Source organism: Nitrincola tapanii (assembly GCF_008368715.1).
GTDB lineage: Bacteria > Pseudomonadota > Gammaproteobacteria > Pseudomonadales > Balneatricaceae > Nitrincola > Nitrincola tapanii.
In genome coordinates this window covers 1-17,676 of sequence record NZ_SMRS01000014.1, presented here as the reverse complement: position 1 = coordinate 17,676, position 17,676 = coordinate 1, and the positions used below count along the sequence as shown (strand labels likewise).

Sequence of the window (17,676 nt, the reverse complement as noted above, 5' to 3'; positions counted from 1 at the left end):
GTGGCTTAGTCGACCCTCAAGCCGGCGTATTGGCACCTGTTACAGGTCTAGTCGATGGCTTGACCTCTCCGACCGGAGCCTTAGCACCTGTAGGTGGTCTTGTTAATGGACTCATCGGTGATGAAGGAGCTCTCACTCCTGTTCTGGGCACTGTTAACGGTTTATTGGGCGGCGTCACCGGAGGTTTACTAGGTGGTAGCGGACTCTTGGGTTCTAACGGGTCTTCAGCCAACGGTAACTAAAATAGACACACTCCCCTTGATTGAACCTATTCAGCCATGAATTCGATAGTGTTCAATAGATTGCAGTGCTAAACAGCACTGCAATCTTCTTTTTAAGCCTCTCCATTTAAGCCTCCCCATTAAATAAACAAAAACTTCAAACAACATTCTCTTCCAAGGTTGGCATATATTCCCACTACAATTAGGATGCCCGCGCATTCTAATAAGAGTGCTGATTGAGGGTGGATGTGGCCTACAACTGCAGAAACTTGATAGTGAAGATGATATCCATGCACGTCACTCGCGAGTTCGTGTTTCGGCACAACTCATGGCAAACCAGCGCAATGATAACGCTGTGGAACGTGTGATTGGCCGTGTCAGCTTAGAGCCTTCTGTGAGTTCAGCGGGATGGGATGTTAAAGAGGCTTAAAGTCAGCCTGGAGACAAGTCTCCAGGCGGGTTCTAGATCAGAACTTCACGTTAAGTGAAACAAACAGTCCACGACCGGGAAGGATCGTGTTGTAGGCATTGCTGGGCTGAACGGCTGAAGTGGTACATCCACCATTGCCGCACACAGTGTAATCGCTGTAATCAATGAAATCCTTATTCAACAGATTGGTCAGTGCTCCATTAAGGCTGACATCGCGATTCACCTGATAACGCGCACCCAGATTCAATAGAGTAAAGCCTTTAAAGTCACCCATAACAATATTGCTATCGCGGTGACCACTTTCCACCTGACCTTGGGCATTTCCTCCGGCACGCGGCTCATGATAGTTACGCGGTCTGAAGGCGCTGGAGCGATACTCGGCCGTCAGGAAAGTTTCCAGCTGCGGCGTAGTCTGCCAGTAGATGCCTGCATTGAGCATATGATCCGGCACACTCACGAAGGGATCACCGGCCAAACTGGATACGCCCTGTGCAAGGCTGGTGCGTGGCTGGGTGTTTTTCAGCTCACTGTCGGTATAGGTGTAATTGGCTTTTAATGTCCAATCAGGCAGGAAGCGGTACGCGGTACTCAGTTCCAAGCCTTGAATAACTGCTTTACCCGCATTGATATCCTTCCCGCTGTTGGCTCCGGTGCCACTCTCGATCAAATTCTTGATCTCATTGCGGAACACCATCGCCTGTGCACTCAGGCCTTGCCCGTTGTCATACCCAAGCCCAAATTCGACATTGGTGCTCTTTTCAGGCGCAAGATCAGGATTGCCGAAAATAGGGCTGTTAGGATCACCATTATTGCCGTAGTTACGTACGCCACTCACCGTTTCTTCCATAAAAGGAGTACGGAAACCTCGGCCTACACCCCCTTTCACTGTCCAGTCATCACTCAGGCTGTAAACGGCATACAAGCGTGGTGTCAGCTCACCACTGATACCTTGATACTTATCATAACGTACCCCGCCCGTCAGAATCAGATCATCCGTCGCCTGCCAGGCATCTTCTACAAATAGACTGTACTGATCTCGCTTGATTGCCTCAGGCAATAAACCATCGACCAGCTTAGGCGCCGCATACTGCCCACCCAGGGTAAGCGTGTGGTGATCGAATTCATTGATCAGTCGGGTATCAAACAAAGTATTGGTCAGCTCAAGCTTGCGAGGCGATCCTGAGTTCGGGGATGCCTGTGGCAAAGTACGCCCTTTTGTTACCAGCTTGTCATGCGTTAAGGTGCTTTCCAGATACCCGATACCCACATCACCGGCGTGTCCAATACGGAACTGATCACGCTCAAAGTTCAATTCGCGTGAGTAACCCCGTCTAAATGGATTAGACAGATCAGCATCCAGCGCACCCACTTGACCCATACTGTTGTCCAAACTCTGGCGCGAGGAGTCAAAGCCAAGGGTAAACTCATGTTCCGCATTCGGGGTGATCACCAATCGACCTCCCACCGTGTAGACATCTGACTGCGTTGGGTTCTGCCCCATGGTTCGATTATCAATCAAGCTGGGCGCTACACCCGGCACATCAATTTTTGAGGCTGAACGATCCAGCATGCGTCCATAAAGTTGCAAGCCAATCTGATCGCTGACAGCTCCACTGACATAGCCTTCCACTAGGCTGGTAGCACCAAATTTGGAACTTTCATATTGCTGGGTGGAAACCGTGACAGAGCGCTCCCATTCCGTTCCGGCGCGACGGGTAATGATGTTCACCACCCCCCCAATCGCATCCGATCCATACAGCGTCGACATGGGACCGCGAATCACTTCGATGCGTTCAATCGCTTCAATCGGTGGGAAGAATACAGACTGGGAGTCGCCAAACGAGTTGGGCGCAACCGTTGCCGATGGGTTCTGGCGCACACCGTCAATCAACACCAGCGTGTAGCGGCTAGGAAGGCCACGCAAACTAATCGTTTGATTCCCGGTTTTGCCATCACGCGCATCGAGGGGGCGTGTATTCACCCCTTCTATACGGCTCAAAGCTTCCGCTAAATTGCTGATGTTTTCACGCTGAAGTTCTTCGCGGGTGATCACTGTAATGCTGGCAGGCGCCTGAGCAACATCCTGCTCAAAGCCGGATGCACTGATGACTACAGAATCTAAAAGTTGCACATCCTGTGCAAAAGCCAGGTTAGATATGGCTAAGCATGAGCCGAATATTGACAACTGAACCCATCGACTCAAACCCAGTTTTTGCGCAAAAGGGGCTTTAGGAACCGCTATTACATTCAAGAGCATCTTACCCTCCAGGAGCTATGAATTTTGGACCGGAGGTTAAATTAAATGATAATGATTAGCAACATTTATCTTAACACTTCTTTACTTTGTATCACTTAATGTGACTTTCATTAGATTAATATCATTTGAATTTATCAAAAGAACAAAACAGATAAAAACATTCAATGAATTTGATGCACTAATCATTTGATAGTAATTATCATTAGTATTAGCATCTATTGAAAACATCTGGTTTTAGGAGGCCATTTCAATGCGCGAAGTCGACTCTATTGATCTATCAGACTATTTGACCCAGCACTATGAAGAACTCCACGCCTATCTCTGTGGGCTGTTTGGTTCGCATCGCTTTGCTAAAGAGGTATGTCAGGATTTGCTATTTTACTTGTGGAACCGGCCTGCCCAAGTCGTGGGGGGAAATCCTATGGGGCTTCTCTTGGCCATGGGGAACCGGCTTGGGCAGTATCGCCGCCGTCAAGCCGCCTCCCCTATTTTAAGGATTAATGCTCAAATTTCACCCGAAACCAAAGCGCATAGAGTGCAGGAACAAAGAGTAAGGTGATCAGTGTGCCGATGGCGACACCCCCAATCAAAACGTAAGCTAAAGGTCCCCAGAAGAGATCAAACGTCAGTGGGATAAAGGCCAACACAGCCGCTAACGCAGTAAGTACCACGGGTCGGGCACGCTGCACAGCGGCTTCGACAACGGCTTCTTGAGCCGCCATTCCGGTGTCAAAGTTGTCCTGCACCTGCTGTGTCAGAATCATGGTATTACGCATGAGAATACCACTCAGTCCGATCAAGCCGAGCAAAGCCGTAAAACCAAAAGGTTGATTGAAAAGTAACAAAGCAAGCACGGCCCCGACTAATCCGAGTGGTGCCGTCGCCAAAACGGTAAAGGTGCCGGTAAAGGAGCGCATCTGCAGCATGATAAAGATCAGCATTAAGGCCAACATCACCGGTTGTAACTTCTGAATCGAACCATCGGCTTTAGAGGATTGTTCGACCGTACCGCCAATTTCGATGCGATAACCCGGCGGCAAATTTGCACGCAGATGAGCCAAATCACTCCAGAGCGCCTGAGTGACATCGGGTGGTTGAGCACCTTGCACATCGGCTTGCACCGCCAGTACAGGTTCACGGTTATAACGTTTAATCACGGGGTCCTCATAACGTACCTGCCATTCGCCCAGCTGCTGCACCGAAAGCTTGCGTCCATCACGCGTTTTGATTTCCAGCTGCTCAGGTAAACGCACCTCATCCCGAGCATTGCGTGCGATCAACTGTACGCTGCGAATATCCTGACGCAACTCTGTGACCGCCAAACCTTGGAGTTGGAATTGCAGCTGCTGTGCGACTTCGGCAGGTGTTAGACCGATCCACCCCAGGGTGTCCAGATCCATCTCAAGATAATAGCTCGCCACTCGCTCATCCCACTCAAGATGCGGCATCACCAGATTAGGATGTGCCGCCATCTGCTCTCGAATCTGATGAGCGATCCTTCTCAACTGATCCGTCTCGGGGCCCAACACACGAAAGCTCACCGGCCAAACCACCGGCGGACCAAACAACAGACGCGTGACACGCACACGCGCCTCTGGAAATGCGCCGGCCGCAATCTCAGCCTGCAGCGCAGAGATGATTCGATCACGCGCGGCCGCGTCCTCACCTATCGCAATCAACTTAGCAAAAGCGGGATCCGGCTGTTCAGGATTCGCCGAGATAAAGAAGCGCGGCGCTCCGGCACCGATATAAGCCGACAGGCTTTTCACCTCTGGCATGTCTACCAGCAAAGATTCTAAACGCCTTACACTGGCATCCGTGGTTTGAATTGCGCTACCTTGCGGTGCATATACACTGATCAGTACCTCAGGGCGATCGGAGCTGGGGAAAAACTGCTTTTGCACCTGGGTAGCCATCCCTACGCCACTCAACAGCAGTAATCCCAAGGTCATCGCCACCACACTTTTACGGTAACGCACGCAGGCCGTAATTAAAGCGCGCAAGCCTTGGTAAAACCTACTCTGATATAAAGTTTGCGTGGCATGTTTGCTGTAGTTCGGCAGCAGCTTGACCCCCAGATAGGGCGTAAAGGTGACAGCCACCCCCCAAGAAATCAGGAGTGAGAAGGCCAACACCCAGAAGATATTCCCGGCATACTCGCCGACACCGGATTGGGCAAAACCGATCGGCACAAATCCCGCAACGGTCACCAGCGTACCAAACAGCATCGGAGCGGCCGTGACACTCCAGGCATGGCTCGCGGCTCGCACACGATCCCAGCCCTCTTCCATTTTGACGATCATCATCTCAATCGCGATGATCGCATCATCAACCAATAACCCCAGAGCAATAATCAAAGCGCCCAGGGTAATACGATCAAGGTTGATGCCGGCGATTTTCATCAGAAGAAAAGTCAGCCCCAGGGTCACGGGAATCGCGATACCCACCACTAAACCGGCACGTAATCCGATTGCCAGGATACTCACCCCCATCACCACCAAAACGGCAACCAAAAACTTAATTTGAAAAAGATTAACTGCTTGGCTGATCGCGTCGGTTTGATTGGTGAGCACTTGTAATGACATGCCCAGAGGTAAACGCGCCTGCTCTGCGCTGACAAACGCTTGCAAACCCGCACCGAATTTCAAGCCGTTTTCACCGGCCTGCATCACCACGCCTAAGAGAATCGCATCCTCACCGTTCGCGCGGACGATATAACTTAAAGGATCTTCATAACCTGAGCGCACCTGAGCGAGATCCGATACTTTTATAAGCTGCTCACCTAAGCGCAGAGGGATTGAGGCGAGGCTCTCAAGATCGGAGAGATCGGCATTACTGCGCACATACACGCGCGGCCCCTGAAGATCGACAAACCCTAGGGGCAAGAGACGATTATTCGCCTCGATCGCCCCCAAGACCTCTTCGACTGATAAACCTAAATTGTTGAGTCGATCCTGGTCAAATTCGAGATACACCCTTTCCGGACGTTCAGCTAAAACCTTGGCTTTTTGCAATCCCGGCAAGCGCTGTAAACGATCACGAATTGCTTCGGCTTCCCGCGTCAACTCGCGCATCGGCATGCCCGGTGCCGTTAAGGCTAAGAGGGAAAAATACACATCAGAGAAATCATCATTCACAACAGGGCCGATGACGCCGGCGGGCAGTTTAGGCATCTCATCTAACATGCGCTTACGCACTTGGTAAAAAAGATCCGGCACCTTCTCACCTGGCGCAAAATCTTCAAACTCAACCTGCAGAACCGCTTGCCCCGGGCGGATGGTGGTTTCAATCTTATTCAGATACTCCACTTCTTGAATACGTTTTTCTAAACGATCCACCACCTGATTTTGTAAAACCTCAGGCGTGGCACCCGGCCAAGCCACGGACACTACCATCACTCGCACGGTAAAGGCGGGATCTTCGGCACGCCCCAGTGAAAAGAAGGCATAAATACCGGCAAACACCGACAACAGAATAAAAAATAAAGTGACCGAGCGCTCACGCACTGCCAGTGCTGAGAGATTGGGAAAACTCATGGTGCTAACTCCCGCACCTGCATACCCGGCGTGAGCAAATGCGTGCCCAACGCAACAATGCGTGTACCAACAGGAAGCTCGGCCTGTATGCGTGCATGCTCAGCTTCGAGCGCCAGCACTTCAACCGCAAGCGGTTGCACCTGCCCTTGAGCAAACACCCATATTTGCGGTGTTTGGCCACGCTCATCTAAAGCCCCTAAAGGCACTCGCAGACTCGACACGGCCTGAGGTGAAGCTAAACGTACACTCACCACCGATCCTAGCGTTAAGGATGAGGGATAAGGTGCCTGCAGGCTGTAACGTGCTCGCCAACTGCGGCTACTGGAATCTGCCGCCCCCGCGATCTCGCGCAGACTCAACTCCAGTTTTTCACCTGAACTGAGTAGCAGCTCACCCGTCTGCGCAGGTGCTTCACCTTCCGGTAAAAACACTTCAACATCGAGCAAAGCATCTTCGACGAGGATCGCCAGAACTTGTCCGATCGCGACCACCTGGCCCGGCTCAACCTTCACCTCAGTCATCACACCCGCTTTAGTGGCTCTGAGTTCAGCATAACTCAGCGCATTTTGTGCTTGCTGATTGAGTGCCGCCGCTGTTTCTTTTTGGCTAAGTGCCTCACGCACCGCCAACTCAAAACGCTGTAGAGTTTGTTGACTGACAAACTTGCGCTCTACCAGCTGCTGCTGACGTTCAAGCTCACTCTTCGCGATTGCCAGCGCAGCCTCCGCACTTTTCACACCCGCGGCCGCCACGGCCGCCGCCGCAAGAAGATCACGCTTATCTAGTTTAAACAGCAGATCCCCTTCCGCCACACGTTGACCGGCGTCCACATAACGTTGCTGGAGACGCCCGGCGACCTGAAAGGCTTGGGGAATTTCATAACGCCCGCGCAAGGTACCCGATAGTCTCAATGGCATGGGGCCAGCCACGTCGACTTCAAAGGTTTTCACCCAAGGCAAATCTGTGGATGCGGCTGAATCCTGTTCTGATGCCTCTCGGCAACCCGATAAAATCAGCAAGGCAGTGAGCAGTATCCACTTGAAACGCATGGCTATTATCCTGATTCGAAAGTGATTTATGCGTATTATCTTATATGATATCGACTTGCAATTGCACCGCAGCATCTTGATCGCTTGAGTGCCAAGTGCGGCTCAAAAGCCCGATTTTGATATCATTTGAGCCCAATAGAAGGAGGCAAAATCCTGCGCCAATAAAGGACGGCTATAGAGATAACCCTGAATTTCATGGCAACCTAGCTCACGTAACAGATCTGCTTGCGCCTGGGTTTCCACCCCCTCTGCAAGAGATTTCATCTCCAGACTCTGTGCCATCTGAATAATCGCGGTCACAATTGCCTTATCGTCTGCGCTCGATTCCAGCTCACGCACAAAGGATTGATCAATTTTCAGCTTATCTACGGCAAAACGTTTTAAATAGCTCATAGACGAGTAACCGGTTCCAAAATCATCAATCGAAAGATGGAAGCCTGCTTGCTGTAACGCGTGCATCACTAACCCTGCCGCCTCAGGGTTTTGGAGCGCTACCGCTTCCGTCAGCTCCAATTCGATACACGCCGGTTCAACCCCCTCTTCACGCACAATTCTGGCTAGGTTGGTCACTAAATCAGGTTGATTAAACTGCACGCCTGACAAGTTAATCGCTAATACCAGATTGTGCATTCCCTGTTTTTGCCAAAGCGCCAGCTGTTTTGCGGCTTCACGCATCACCCACTCACCAATCGAAATAATCAAGCCACTGTGTTCGGCCATCGCAATAAACTCAACAGGAGAGATTGGCCCCCATTCAGGACTTTGCCAACGTAATAACACCTCAGCAGCATGCATACGCTGCCGCTCAAAACTAAATTGGGGCTGATAAACCAGACTTAATTCATTGCGCGCCAAGGCCAGCTTAAGCGCATGGCTCAGCGCCAAGGAGCGGCTGCTGTTGGCTTGCATCTCAGGGGCGAAGAAGCGGAAGTTGTTGCGGCCTTGTTGTTTCACTTGATACATCGCCGCTTCAGCACAACTCAACATCCCTTCGAGAGAGGAGGCATCGTTGGGATAGAGCGCAATGCCCAAGGACGCACTGATACTGATCTCTTGATCACGCAACAGCATCGGCGGTTCCAAGGCTTGCAACAGCTCAGAGGCTTTAACCGCTGCCGCATCTTGTCCCATCCCTGGAATCACCAGCACAAAACCATCACCGGATAAGCGTGATAGGATATCCTGCTCACGCAGTTGAGCGCGAATCCGGTCCGCCACCTGGCGTAAGAGTAAATCGCCTGCGGCATGACCGAGCACGTCATTGATTGCCTTAAAGTTATCCAGATCGAGCCAAATCAGTGTTAAAGGTTCTTTTTGCGCACTCACTCTGTCCAAAGCACGCTCAAACTGCTCTTGCAACAAAGTCCGATTGGGTAGATCTGTGACCTGATCGTAAAAAGAGAGCTGTTGAATGATCGCCTTATCTGTTTTTTGTGCGCTGATATCCTCTTTATGCGAGATGTAGTTAATGATCTGTCCCTGACGATCACGCAAAGGATAAATCAAGACCTGCTCATAAAACTCGCTCCCATCTTTACGACAATTCAGCAGCTCACCCTGCCAAGTCAGCCCCTGACGCAACCTCTCCCACATCTCCTCATAGACCGTATCCGGTGTTTTGCCTGAAGCGAGAATCTTCGGATTTTTCCCAAACACCTCTTGCAGTTGATAACCGCTGGTACGCTCAAACGCAGGATTCACATACTCAATATTGGCATTTAAGTCGGTAATGATGACCGAGTTAGGGCTTTGTGCAAGAGCCGAAGAGAGGGTTTCAATACTACGATCCTGGCGCTGACGGCGTACAAGCTGCCAAAGAGACTGAGCAAGAAGCTGCACGCTTTGCAGATCACGCGCTGTGTAATCTGAAGGTTTATTGCCTAAGGCCACCCATAAACACACCTGGCCCGCTTCCAATACCGGCAGGCATAACAGACGTTGCAGATCGGTTTGTCCTAAAAGGGCCTGCACCGCATCCGCTTGATTCAGCATCAAAGGGCGTGCGTCTTGAATCTGCTGGTACAGAAAAAACTCAGGCAGCGGGAGGGCCTCCGGCGCACAACAGCCGAGCCGCTCAATGTTTCGAGTCGGCGACTGCACCAGGTAAATACAAGCACGTGGACTCTGGAAGAGCGATGCCGCTGATTCCGCTCCGTATTGAATCAGCTGCGCCTCATTACGCTGCACGGCTTCTTGAGTCAAATCTAACAGGCTTTGATTCAAGCTTGCTTCATGCGCTAAAGCCTGTTGCTGCTCGATAACCTCTGTTTCATCACGCGATAAAAATAGAAAAATGGGGGATGTGTTGTCTTCACGCAGGCAACAAGAAACCGATAGTTCAAAATAACGCACCCCCTCCGGTACTTGTAGCTGAATACGCCGACCATGTGATACCCCATCTCGCTGTGCTTCGGCGATCGCTTGCAAGCAGATATCTGCCGCTTCTTGCGGCATGACTTCAGTCAGATTCTTGCCGATTAACTCTTGTGCTGGGGCGGCCAGTTTATTGCATTCAGCAGCATGAACTTGCAGGTAATTGCCCTGCTCATCTAACTCAAATAACAGATCGGGTAAGGCATCTATCGTGGCACTTAACTGTTGCTCCGAAGCTTTGAGTTGCTGCCAAGGCTGCTCCACTGTTTCCACAAATAAAGCACGGTAGAGAAAACCATACGCCACAATTTTATAGAGGTGCCCGAGGAGATTAAAAACATCTGTAACGCTGGCATAGAGGGTGAAGAAAAACTCACTCATCGCCATCAACGCGGCGGCAGCAAATAAACCCGTCGCATTAAAAGTGCGTGGCTTGCGCAGGTGCAGCAGAAACACGCCTGCTGCCAATAAGTAAAGAACGATTAATAGGTACTCAAAGCCGATCTTAAAAGGTGTCAGTCCCTCCCCCGGCACAAACGTACGCGGCAAGCGTTCGGGGAAATAGAGAAAAATCAGATGCGCCACGGCGACCAGTAGAAGTACCGGCAACAGAATGCGTCGCGATGACATTTTCTGCGTTGATTGGGGCAGTAAAAACGCAGCTCCGATCAAGGCTACCGCTGCTAAGCTACGCGCGGCCAACCAGAAATTAATCGCTTTTTCAGGATGTCCCGGTGTCACAAAATCCGGCATCCCTTGGTAAGAAAGCATGTGGCTAAGATCCAGCAGCGCGACCCCTAAAAACAGACAGGACAACCAGATCACACCGGAGCTTCGAGCATGTCGATGGGTGCTCCAGCCAATTGCAAAGATCATGAGGGCCACAGCAATCGACAGGACTTCGAGCGTGATATGCAAAGGCAGATAGTTCGCCAAACCACGGCTGGCTTCAGGTATCGGCAGAAACTGAGAAGCGATCACTAGAACCGCCATCCACAGCACCCAACTGAAAGCTGGCTTGATTTCAGCGGCATGACTGGGATGAAGAGTGTGTCTATTCACTCGCAACAACCCCGCGATCTTTAAGGAAAATTTTTAGCATTCTGACATGCTTTCAGGAGTAGAAGAAGATGCTGAAGCTCCCCTAGATCAGCCCACCGCTCAGAAAAAACTTTAAAAAACAGTTGCAAGGCGCGCTCACTCTTATATAATGCGCCACACAAAACAGGACTATAGCTCAGTTGGTTAGAGCACCACCTTGACATGGTGGGGGTCGGCGGTTCGAGTCCGCCTAGTCCTACCAAAATTACCAAGAAAATCAGCCACTTACGGATTATGCCGAGTGGCTGTTTTTTTGTCCGCTTGAGCGAGTCAGCACATAGTCAGCAAATGCAACGATCTGCTGCACCTGCATTCGCATCGCTGGTGCTTTGCTCCGGTAATGAAGGCGGCCAACAGGTAGATCAGCCCAACAGGAAACTACCGGCTTTCCGGTGGAATATCAGGCGGTCAGCTTGGCCCACTCGACTCTCAACGGATCGATAGCGGGATTCCGCTACCGGCAGCCATTACTGGACGGGCAACAGCCCCGGCCCTCAAACCTGCGCCAGCAGGGTGATACCAGCGCAAGCGCATTGCAGGTTGATAGCAGATCACAATGACGATTCCTGCAACCTGATTTCCGGCATGTTTTTTGACCTCCTCTGTACACTGCGCCATCCGGCAGCTTTCACCTGCAACAATCCGGTGCTTAGCAAAAGCCGTGCCCATGATATTTTTCTATCAATCCTGCCGGGCACCTTCGCCACCACAAAAGCCTGTAACCATGCGGGTTAGAGTGCGGTGCTGCTGACGGTCCTAGAGCCTCGAAAAACTGCCTTCGACCGCGTGGCTGCTCCCGTCCCGCGGTGGTCAGGGTGCGCTGGGGGCCCCATGCTCTCAACAGTGCAACAGGCTTTCCGTTCTGCACTCTACGCCGCGTTCGCTGCTGATCCATGCGCCAGCATAGCCGCAACAGAACGGCGTTGTGGTGGCGTCCTGCATTGACGGGAGTCGGTAGCAGAATCATCAGGGAGGAAGTGGGGGAAGCTCCAGTTTTGCGGAACTCTGTGTGAATAGGTGGGTGCCGTCCTTGGCACTTGCTCCGTGAAGTCGATCAGCTCATCCAGTCGAGCCGCTTCAGCAGATCATCGGCATCCTTGAAGGCATCACTCACTGTGTCACGTGCGCTCTCAGGCATGGCCCGGTTCTCCAGCAGGTCGATCAGATCATCCCGGATCATATCCAGCCCATGCTTGATGCCCTCAAGCTGATTGACGGTCAGCGTGATCGTTTTGCTTTGTGCGCTCATCGGGTCAGATACTCACCTCATAGATTGTTGGGTTAGTGCAGCCTCGTCCGCAGCCAGGTGTTAGCAGCAAACCGTCCTGCATTGTCACGCTGGTACGATTTCAACTCAGGTGCGCCAGCAGCGGCCAGCCAGTGCGCCCGGTACTCTGTCAGCAACGCCTGCCTTTCGTGCTCTGATCGGTACTGAATCAGTCCATCGATCCAAACCTGATCGTCCCATAGCAGGGGTAGATCAAGATCAGCCGCGCAGTACAGCATCATGCCTGTGTCGTTGACAGCAGGGATACCGCGCAGCTCATCCAGCAATTGCTGCTTGTGTCGAGATAGCCAGTCGAGTTGATCCGATGATAACGGCTCCGGTGCCTGTACCTGCAAGTTATCGCCATCGGCTTGCAGGATCAGCCCGCGTTGAGCCAGGGTGTCAATCATGCTCATCGGCCAGACCTCACAGGGTATACTTTGCTGATTGAAGTCCTGAATGTCCTATGTCCTGCTGTTTTACCTCCTCATGCCAGGACTTAGGACTTACAGGACTTTGATCCGGTAACTTTACCTTGATACACCAGCGGACAGCCCCGCCTATCTTGCCCAGTGAATCACACTCGATATCGAGTTGACGCAGTGCTGGCGCTGATCGGCGTAGCGCATCACCCAACCCCTTTGCAGACTTCGGCCAGGAATCGCAACGCTCAGGCCGGTACTGCTCCAGGATGCGCATAATCTCCTTCACCGGGGCGTTGATCTCTTTGCGGTGTTCCAGTGCCTCGATAATCGCGGTGCAGACGGGACTGCTGTCTATGGTGCGGGATATGCTTTCACGGCGGTTGCCTTTGAACAGGTCGAGAAATAACCTTTCGTCCTGGTGACTGATCCGGGTGATTGCCATCCCAAGGGTGCAATACTCGATCATCCGTGGCCGGTCGGCTACATCAATCGAGATGGTCGGCAACAGCGCCAGCGCAGCACTTGCCAGGTCAAACAGTCCACCCAGTATGGCCGGAAGGTCGCGCTCGAAATCGGCCCACTGGTCAGCCGAAGCTGTGCGGCTCTTAATCACTGGACACTCAATGCAAACCGTCCGGTCGAGCAAATCCTGTGCCGTAACCAATGCGCTGATCCCATTCACCAGCCAGGGGCGTTGAACGCTGATAACACTCTCATCTGCATCCGAGTACAGCTTGCGCTTGGCGAACCCGCCCCCGGTAGACAGAACGCACATGGCATCCTGCATCGGCCCGGTCAGGTGGCTCAGGTTTTCGTATGCAACAAGGTGGTTGACGCCTGCACAAACAAACACATCTTCGGTGGCCTTGGGTGCGCCTCGCAAATTGCAGCCGTTCGGATCGATCAGGCGGCGCAGTGACTCGGACGCAGTGCTTTTGCCTGATCCTTGCTCACCGATAAGCTCCAGTCCGGGGAAGGGGGTATCCGGTCGCAGTGCATCGATCAGCCAAGCAATCACCAGTGGCCGGTCGGCAGCAGGGATATTGCAGATACGCCATAACGGGTCGAGCGAGCCGTTTGCAGCAGGGACTGGCAGCGGCTGCATTGCCTCACCACGCACAAACAGGACGCCATGATTCTCAACTACGCGCCAGCCGGTGCTGCTCCACTCAATCGCCCGACTTTTGCCTGGTTCGCATAGGTCCAGGTAGTAGCGGCCATCCTGTTTGGCAACTCTAAGGTTAACGGTGCGCTCCTCACCTTCAAACCGTGCCAGTGCAGCCAAGGTGCCCAGTGCTTCAGCCAGGGACTGAGACTTAACGGACTTCTGTTCTTCCCGGTAAAAGCCAGCGGCCAGCCAGTCCTTGAAGGCGCGGGAATCAAGGCGGCGGGTTTCTTTTGTGTCCTGATCCAGCGCGTAGCAGTCGCGGTTGCAGTCGTGGAATAACACAACCCTTGCCTTGGCATACTCAACAAGTCGGTCAGCTTGAGAACGGCGGTCATCGTCAGGTTTCTGCTGCTCCGGCATGGCATCGATCTCTGCCAGGGTTTCATCGAGATAATTATCCATGGCGCAGCACCTCCTTGATTTTGGCTACTCGTGCAACCGCCCGCTGATAGTCGTCTTGATCCTTCTCGGACAGTGCTTGTCCGGCCTTTTGAGCGCTCTCCGTCATCAGGATCAGCAGCTTCAGGTGGGACATTGCATCCTCAAGACGGCGGCGCTTCCAGTCGGGCAACCCTGCATAGTGCGGACGGTCGGTGCTCGGGAAGAGATCGGCCACCTCAAGGCCAATGGCCGCGCAAATGTCGCTGATATCGCAACCTGCGAAGCAGTGGATCAGCACGCGGCCATCAGAAGTATCGAAGCGGACGGACAAACTCGGGCTTTTGTCCTGGTGTGCAGGGCAACAGGCCATGTAACGATCTCTGCCGGTGGGCTTTACCTTGTCGAGTCGTCCCAGCAGATCGGCGGCGGTCAGCGGGTGGCGCTGGTGTGGTTGTTTGCGCGGCGCGGTCATCGGATCAACCCCCAGTGAACACCGGCCACGAGAAGGACGGTCGCGGTTTCGGGTAGCCAGCCGGACAGTGCTATAATCAGCATGGTGGCGGCCTGTGGCGGACGGGTCGCTGCTTTCTTCATCGCTTCCCCTCCTCAGCAGGCCGTATTGGTCTTGCTTTCAAACTGACTCAGCCAGTCATCCAGCACGCGCTGTTCGTAGCGGACGGTTCTTCCGATTTTCAGGAATTGGGGCGCAGGTACTCCGGCCAGGGTGCCGGTGTGTCGTGCAAGTTTCAGGGTGTTGGCGGCGAAGCCGGTATAGGCGGCTGCTTTGTGGGTGTCCAGAAGTGCCCGGTTGTGTGCGGATTGGTCGTTCATCATCTACCACCTGTGTATTTATGGGTTACGGGTGGTAGATTGCGGGTTTTGGTTTTGTAACTCAGTTGTTACAACTTACTTTTTCGGCTTTAAATCTTTGATCCATCCATGAACATGAGTCCGCGTGTATGGATAGTCGCGTGTCTCAATAATATGTATGGCTACCTTGCTAACACTGGCACCGGGGTGCTCTCGCCAATAATCGGCTGCTATTCGCTTTGCAATATCCTTTTCCCTCAAACCTTCAGCAACATCGAACGGGGTCTGGGGGCCTTTCTTTGATCGATCGTAGACTGGTTGCGCCAGCAACTGCATTGGCTCAACGTGCGCTTTGCAGATGCTCAGGCCAAGGCTCAGGCTTGAATTTAACAGCAGGATGATTTGTCCGGGTGTTAGTCCGTCAGGGCGCATGACGCTCATCATGGGGATCACGGCCCTGGTGGATTCAGCGATCCGCGCCAGCACTTCAGCGGCAAACCGCTCGTCATCAGTCACAAGCAGCGATTGCCCCGCCGGTCCGGTGTAGTGGACTGGTTGCAGGCTCTGACCTAAGCGAACGATCTCTGTCAGGATTCGGAATTCAGCGTTGTAGGGTGCGTGCTGTGCGCCGGATTCGATCTCTCGCTGGATATCCTTCTCAGTGGCGGGTGATAGGCCATCAACCTTGCTTGCGTCCCTCTTGCCGGGATAACTATCAGGAAGGTGCTCAGCGGCCTTTTTCGTCCAGCCGTGCAGGTTTCGCAACAGCTTCAGCCCAATAAGTGCAGGTTGTGATTGCCGCTCATGCTCTTCACGCGAAATGTTCGGTTCGGTGGACTTCTCAAAAAACAACGTGCTTTCATCGCGTGGGCTATTGCTAGATTTCTGGATGCGCTCAACCAAGTCTCTCATGCACACCCCCGTTCACTGGTGTTGTGGTGGTAGCCTGGTCGGGCGTCTGCACCTGCGCGAAATGCTCAATAACGTCACGTGCCACATTAGGTTGCAGGTGGCCGTAAAACCTTATCGTGGTCTGGATATCGGTGTGCGCCATCAGCTTGCTAACGGTCAGAAGGTCGGCACCGGCTAGAATCAACTGTGACGCGAAGTTGTGCCGCAGGGTGTAAAGCTGAAGGTCGTCAGGCAATCCGGCCAGCTCTCGCACCTTGCGCCAGGGCTTTTGCATCGAGTGCTTATCCAGTCGTCCGCTCTTGCTGCTGGCGCTGGGGAATACGTACCCGGTTGCGGGTTGGCCGTTCTGCTCGTGCCATGCTGTGAGCGTCTTCACCAATGGCTTAGAGATCGGGAAGGTGCGCGGCTCATGTTGATGGTGTGCAGTCTTCTCGATTACCTTGCGGATCACTCCAAAGGTCAGGTTCACGTGCTCCCAACGCAGCCCGAAGATATCGCCGGGGCGAAACCCCGTGTAGAACATGGTAAGAAGCCAAGGCTTTACGTGGTCAACGTATTCGAGTGCATCCAGATCGGGAAGGTGGCTCTTGCCGTGTGCTCGACTGTTACGGCGGCCTTGTCGCTTCTCCTCCTGGTAGGCATCGATACCCCTGAATAGAGCCTGTGTCTCATGCTCAGTAAGGTATCGGCGTGCAGTGCCTGCCTCAGCAAGCTCGTCATCTGTTAGGTGGGGCTTTTCGAGCTGACATTTTGCTAGCTGGTGCCCATCAATGGTGCCGGTCTTCACGGCATGGTTGAAGCAGGTTTTCAGTGCGCCAAAGGTGCGTTTGCTTGTTTCAAAAGCAAGCCCGTCCGTTTCCTTCTCAGCCTGCCATCGAGCAACGTCCTTTGGCGTGATGCCGTCCATTGGTTTGTCTAGCCAGTCGCTGAAATGCCTTTGCAGCATTTGAATGGTCTGATCGCCAGACTTTCGGCGGCGTTGGTGCGCCTCGTAGACTTCTGACAGATATGCGCCAAGGGTTTGCTGCTTTTTCTGTTCAGCGGCTTGTCGGGTTGCCTGCTTTTGCGCCAGCACATCCGCACCGGCTGCAACCTTGCCAAGCATTTGCTGTGCAAGATCACGCGCTTGGTCAGCAGTCAGTGCAGGGTAGCGTCCAATAGTGGGCGTCTTCTGTTTGCCTTCCGCGTTTCGATAGAACAGGCAATATGAAACACCGGTTGCCGTTCGCTTTACATGGAAGCCCTTTAGCTCGGTGTCCCACATCTTTGCATTTACATCTGCGTTCTTGGAAAACAGTTTCAATGAAGATGCGGTGAGCTTGGTGGTGTTCTTGGAAGCCATAAGGTTGCACCTGTTTGATTCGAGTCAGCAGCGAGTCAGCACATAGTCAGCAAATTTAACTAATTCTAGCATACTGTGACTAACAAGCATAAACGTCTAATATGCTTGCAAGTGACTGATATATAGGCGTTTTTATGGCTTTTGTTGTGTTGGTGGGTTAGTGCTGGTTTGGCCCTTTTACGCCTTGACATGGTGGGGGTCGCTGGTTCGAGTCCAGTTAGTCCTACCAAATTTCTAAACAAAAACAGCCGCTTACGGGTTATGCCGAGCGGCTCTTTGAATCGACCAGCCTTCTGTAGACCGCTCATTAGTTGTAATTGCCAAGCTTCTCATACTCCAGTGGAGGCATGTCATCAGCATGGCTGTGTTTACGTTTAGAGTTATAAAACATCTCGATGTAATCG

14 protein-coding genes and 1 tRNA gene are annotated in these 17,676 nt (G+C 52.6%); 3 read left to right on the top strand and 12 right to left on the bottom strand.

What is annotated here, in order from left to right:
* Together E1H14_RS13110 and E1H14_RS12945 are read left to right on the top strand one after the other, a co-directional pair.
* The coding region (locus E1H14_RS13110; protein ID WP_200834116.1) for a hypothetical protein at positions 1-242 on the top strand (242 nt) is incomplete at its 5' end.
* Between the two features lie 208 nt (positions 243-450).
* A complete protein-coding gene (locus E1H14_RS12945) occupies positions 451-651 on the top strand; it encodes a hypothetical protein (protein ID WP_149391905.1) in 201 nt (66 codons plus the stop codon).
* A 37-nt stretch (positions 652-688) separates the two neighbouring features.
* Here the strand turns inward: E1H14_RS12945 and E1H14_RS12940 are convergent, their stop codons facing one another.
* The 4 genes from E1H14_RS12940 to E1H14_RS12925 form a co-directional block, all read right to left on the bottom strand.
* A complete protein-coding gene (locus E1H14_RS12940; protein WP_200834115.1) occupies positions 689-2,908 on the bottom strand; it encodes a TonB-dependent receptor domain-containing protein in 2,220 nt (739 codons plus the stop codon).
* Positions 2,909-3,405: 497 nt separating this feature from the next.
* On the bottom strand, positions 3,406-6,444 hold the full coding sequence (locus E1H14_RS12935) for an efflux RND transporter permease subunit (RefSeq protein WP_149391904.1): 3,039 nt from the start codon (positions 6,442-6,444) through the stop codon (positions 3,406-3,408).
* The gene (locus E1H14_RS12930; protein ID WP_149391903.1) at positions 6,441-7,493 is read right to left on the bottom strand and encodes an efflux RND transporter periplasmic adaptor subunit; all 1,053 of its coding nucleotides are present in this window, start codon (positions 7,491-7,493) and stop codon (positions 6,441-6,443) included. The genes E1H14_RS12935 and E1H14_RS12930 overlap by 4 nt, the downstream gene beginning before the upstream one ends.
* A gap of 102 nt (positions 7,494-7,595) precedes the next feature.
* Positions 7,596-10,928, bottom strand: coding sequence for a bifunctional diguanylate cyclase/phosphodiesterase (locus tag E1H14_RS12925; RefSeq protein ID WP_149391902.1), 3,333 nt, complete (start codon positions 10,926-10,928; stop codon positions 7,596-7,598).
* A gap of 164 nt (positions 10,929-11,092) precedes the next feature.
* Between E1H14_RS12925 and E1H14_RS12920 the strand changes: the two genes are divergently transcribed.
* A tRNA-Val gene (locus E1H14_RS12920) sits at positions 11,093-11,169 on the top strand.
* A gap of 227 nt (positions 11,170-11,396) precedes the next feature.
* Here the strand turns inward: E1H14_RS12920 and E1H14_RS12915 are convergent.
* The 8 genes from E1H14_RS12915 to E1H14_RS12880 all read right to left on the bottom strand — a co-directional run bounded on the left by E1H14_RS12915 (position 11,397) and on the right by E1H14_RS12880 (position 17,272).
* A complete protein-coding gene (locus E1H14_RS12915; RefSeq protein WP_149391901.1) occupies positions 11,397-11,636 on the bottom strand; it encodes a hypothetical protein in 240 nt (79 codons plus the stop codon).
* A 385-nt stretch (positions 11,637-12,021) separates the two neighbouring features.
* Positions 12,022-12,216, bottom strand: a complete 195-nt coding sequence (locus E1H14_RS12910; RefSeq protein WP_149391900.1) for a hypothetical protein — start codon at positions 12,214-12,216, stop codon at positions 12,022-12,024.
* Between the two features lie 32 nt (positions 12,217-12,248).
* On the bottom strand, positions 12,249-12,650 hold the full coding sequence (locus E1H14_RS12905) for a TubC N-terminal docking domain-related protein (protein ID WP_149391899.1): 402 nt from the start codon (positions 12,648-12,650) through the stop codon (positions 12,249-12,251).
* A 10-nt stretch (positions 12,651-12,660) separates the two neighbouring features.
* Positions 12,661-14,229, bottom strand: coding sequence for a hypothetical protein (locus E1H14_RS12900; RefSeq protein WP_149391898.1), 1,569 nt, complete (start codon positions 14,227-14,229; stop codon positions 12,661-12,663).
* On the bottom strand, positions 14,222-14,680 hold the full coding sequence (locus tag E1H14_RS12895) for a CHC2 zinc finger domain-containing protein (RefSeq protein ID WP_149391897.1): 459 nt from the start codon (positions 14,678-14,680) through the stop codon (positions 14,222-14,224). Before E1H14_RS12895 ends, E1H14_RS12900 begins: the two co-directional genes overlap by 8 nt.
* A gap of 134 nt (positions 14,681-14,814) precedes the next feature.
* On the bottom strand, positions 14,815-15,039 hold the full coding sequence (locus E1H14_RS12890; protein ID WP_149391896.1) for a helix-turn-helix transcriptional regulator: 225 nt from the start codon (positions 15,037-15,039) through the stop codon (positions 14,815-14,817).
* Positions 15,040-15,114: 75 nt separating this feature from the next.
* Positions 15,115-15,930: a hypothetical protein gene (locus E1H14_RS12885; RefSeq protein ID WP_149391895.1), complete on the bottom strand. Its 816-nt coding sequence runs from the start codon at positions 15,928-15,930 to the stop codon at positions 15,115-15,117.
* On the bottom strand, positions 15,914-17,272 hold the full coding sequence (locus E1H14_RS12880) for a site-specific integrase (protein ID WP_149391894.1): 1,359 nt from the start codon (positions 17,270-17,272) through the stop codon (positions 15,914-15,916). Before E1H14_RS12880 ends, E1H14_RS12885 begins: the two co-directional genes overlap by 17 nt.
* Between the last annotated feature and the right edge of the window lie 404 nt (positions 17,273-17,676).

Excerpts from the sequence above, each read along its gene's own strand:
- E1H14_RS12930 (WP_149391903.1), bottom strand. The coding sequence starts at position 7,493 with ATGCGTTTCAAGTGGATACTGCTCACTGCCTTGCTGATTTTATCGGGT.
- E1H14_RS12910 (WP_149391900.1), bottom strand. The coding sequence starts at position 12,216 with ATGAGCGCACAAAGCAAAACGATCACGCTGACCGTCAATCAGCTTGAG.
- E1H14_RS12915 (WP_149391901.1), bottom strand. The coding sequence starts at position 11,636 with ATGGGCACGGCTTTTGCTAAGCACCGGATTGTTGCAGGTGAAAGCTGC.
- E1H14_RS12940 (WP_200834115.1), bottom strand. The coding sequence starts at position 2,908 with ATGCTCTTGAATGTAATAGCGGTTCCTAAAGCCCCTTTTGCGCAAAAA.
- E1H14_RS12880 (WP_149391894.1), bottom strand. The coding sequence starts at position 17,272 with ATGGCTTCCAAGAACACCACCAAGCTCACCGCATCTTCATTGAAACTG.
- E1H14_RS12890 (WP_149391896.1), bottom strand. The coding sequence starts at position 15,039 with ATGAACGACCAATCCGCACACAACCGGGCACTTCTGGACACCCACAAA.
- E1H14_RS12895 (WP_149391897.1), bottom strand. The coding sequence starts at position 14,680 with ATGACCGCGCCGCGCAAACAACCACACCAGCGCCACCCGCTGACCGCC.
- E1H14_RS12885 (WP_149391895.1), bottom strand. The coding sequence starts at position 15,930 with ATGAGAGACTTGGTTGAGCGCATCCAGAAATCTAGCAATAGCCCACGC.
- E1H14_RS12905 (WP_149391899.1), bottom strand. The coding sequence starts at position 12,650 with ATGAGCATGATTGACACCCTGGCTCAACGCGGGCTGATCCTGCAAGCC.
- E1H14_RS12900 (WP_149391898.1), bottom strand. The coding sequence starts at position 14,229 with ATGGATAATTATCTCGATGAAACCCTGGCAGAGATCGATGCCATGCCG.
- E1H14_RS12935 (WP_149391904.1), bottom strand. The coding sequence starts at position 6,444 with ATGAGTTTTCCCAATCTCTCAGCACTGGCAGTGCGTGAGCGCTCGGTC.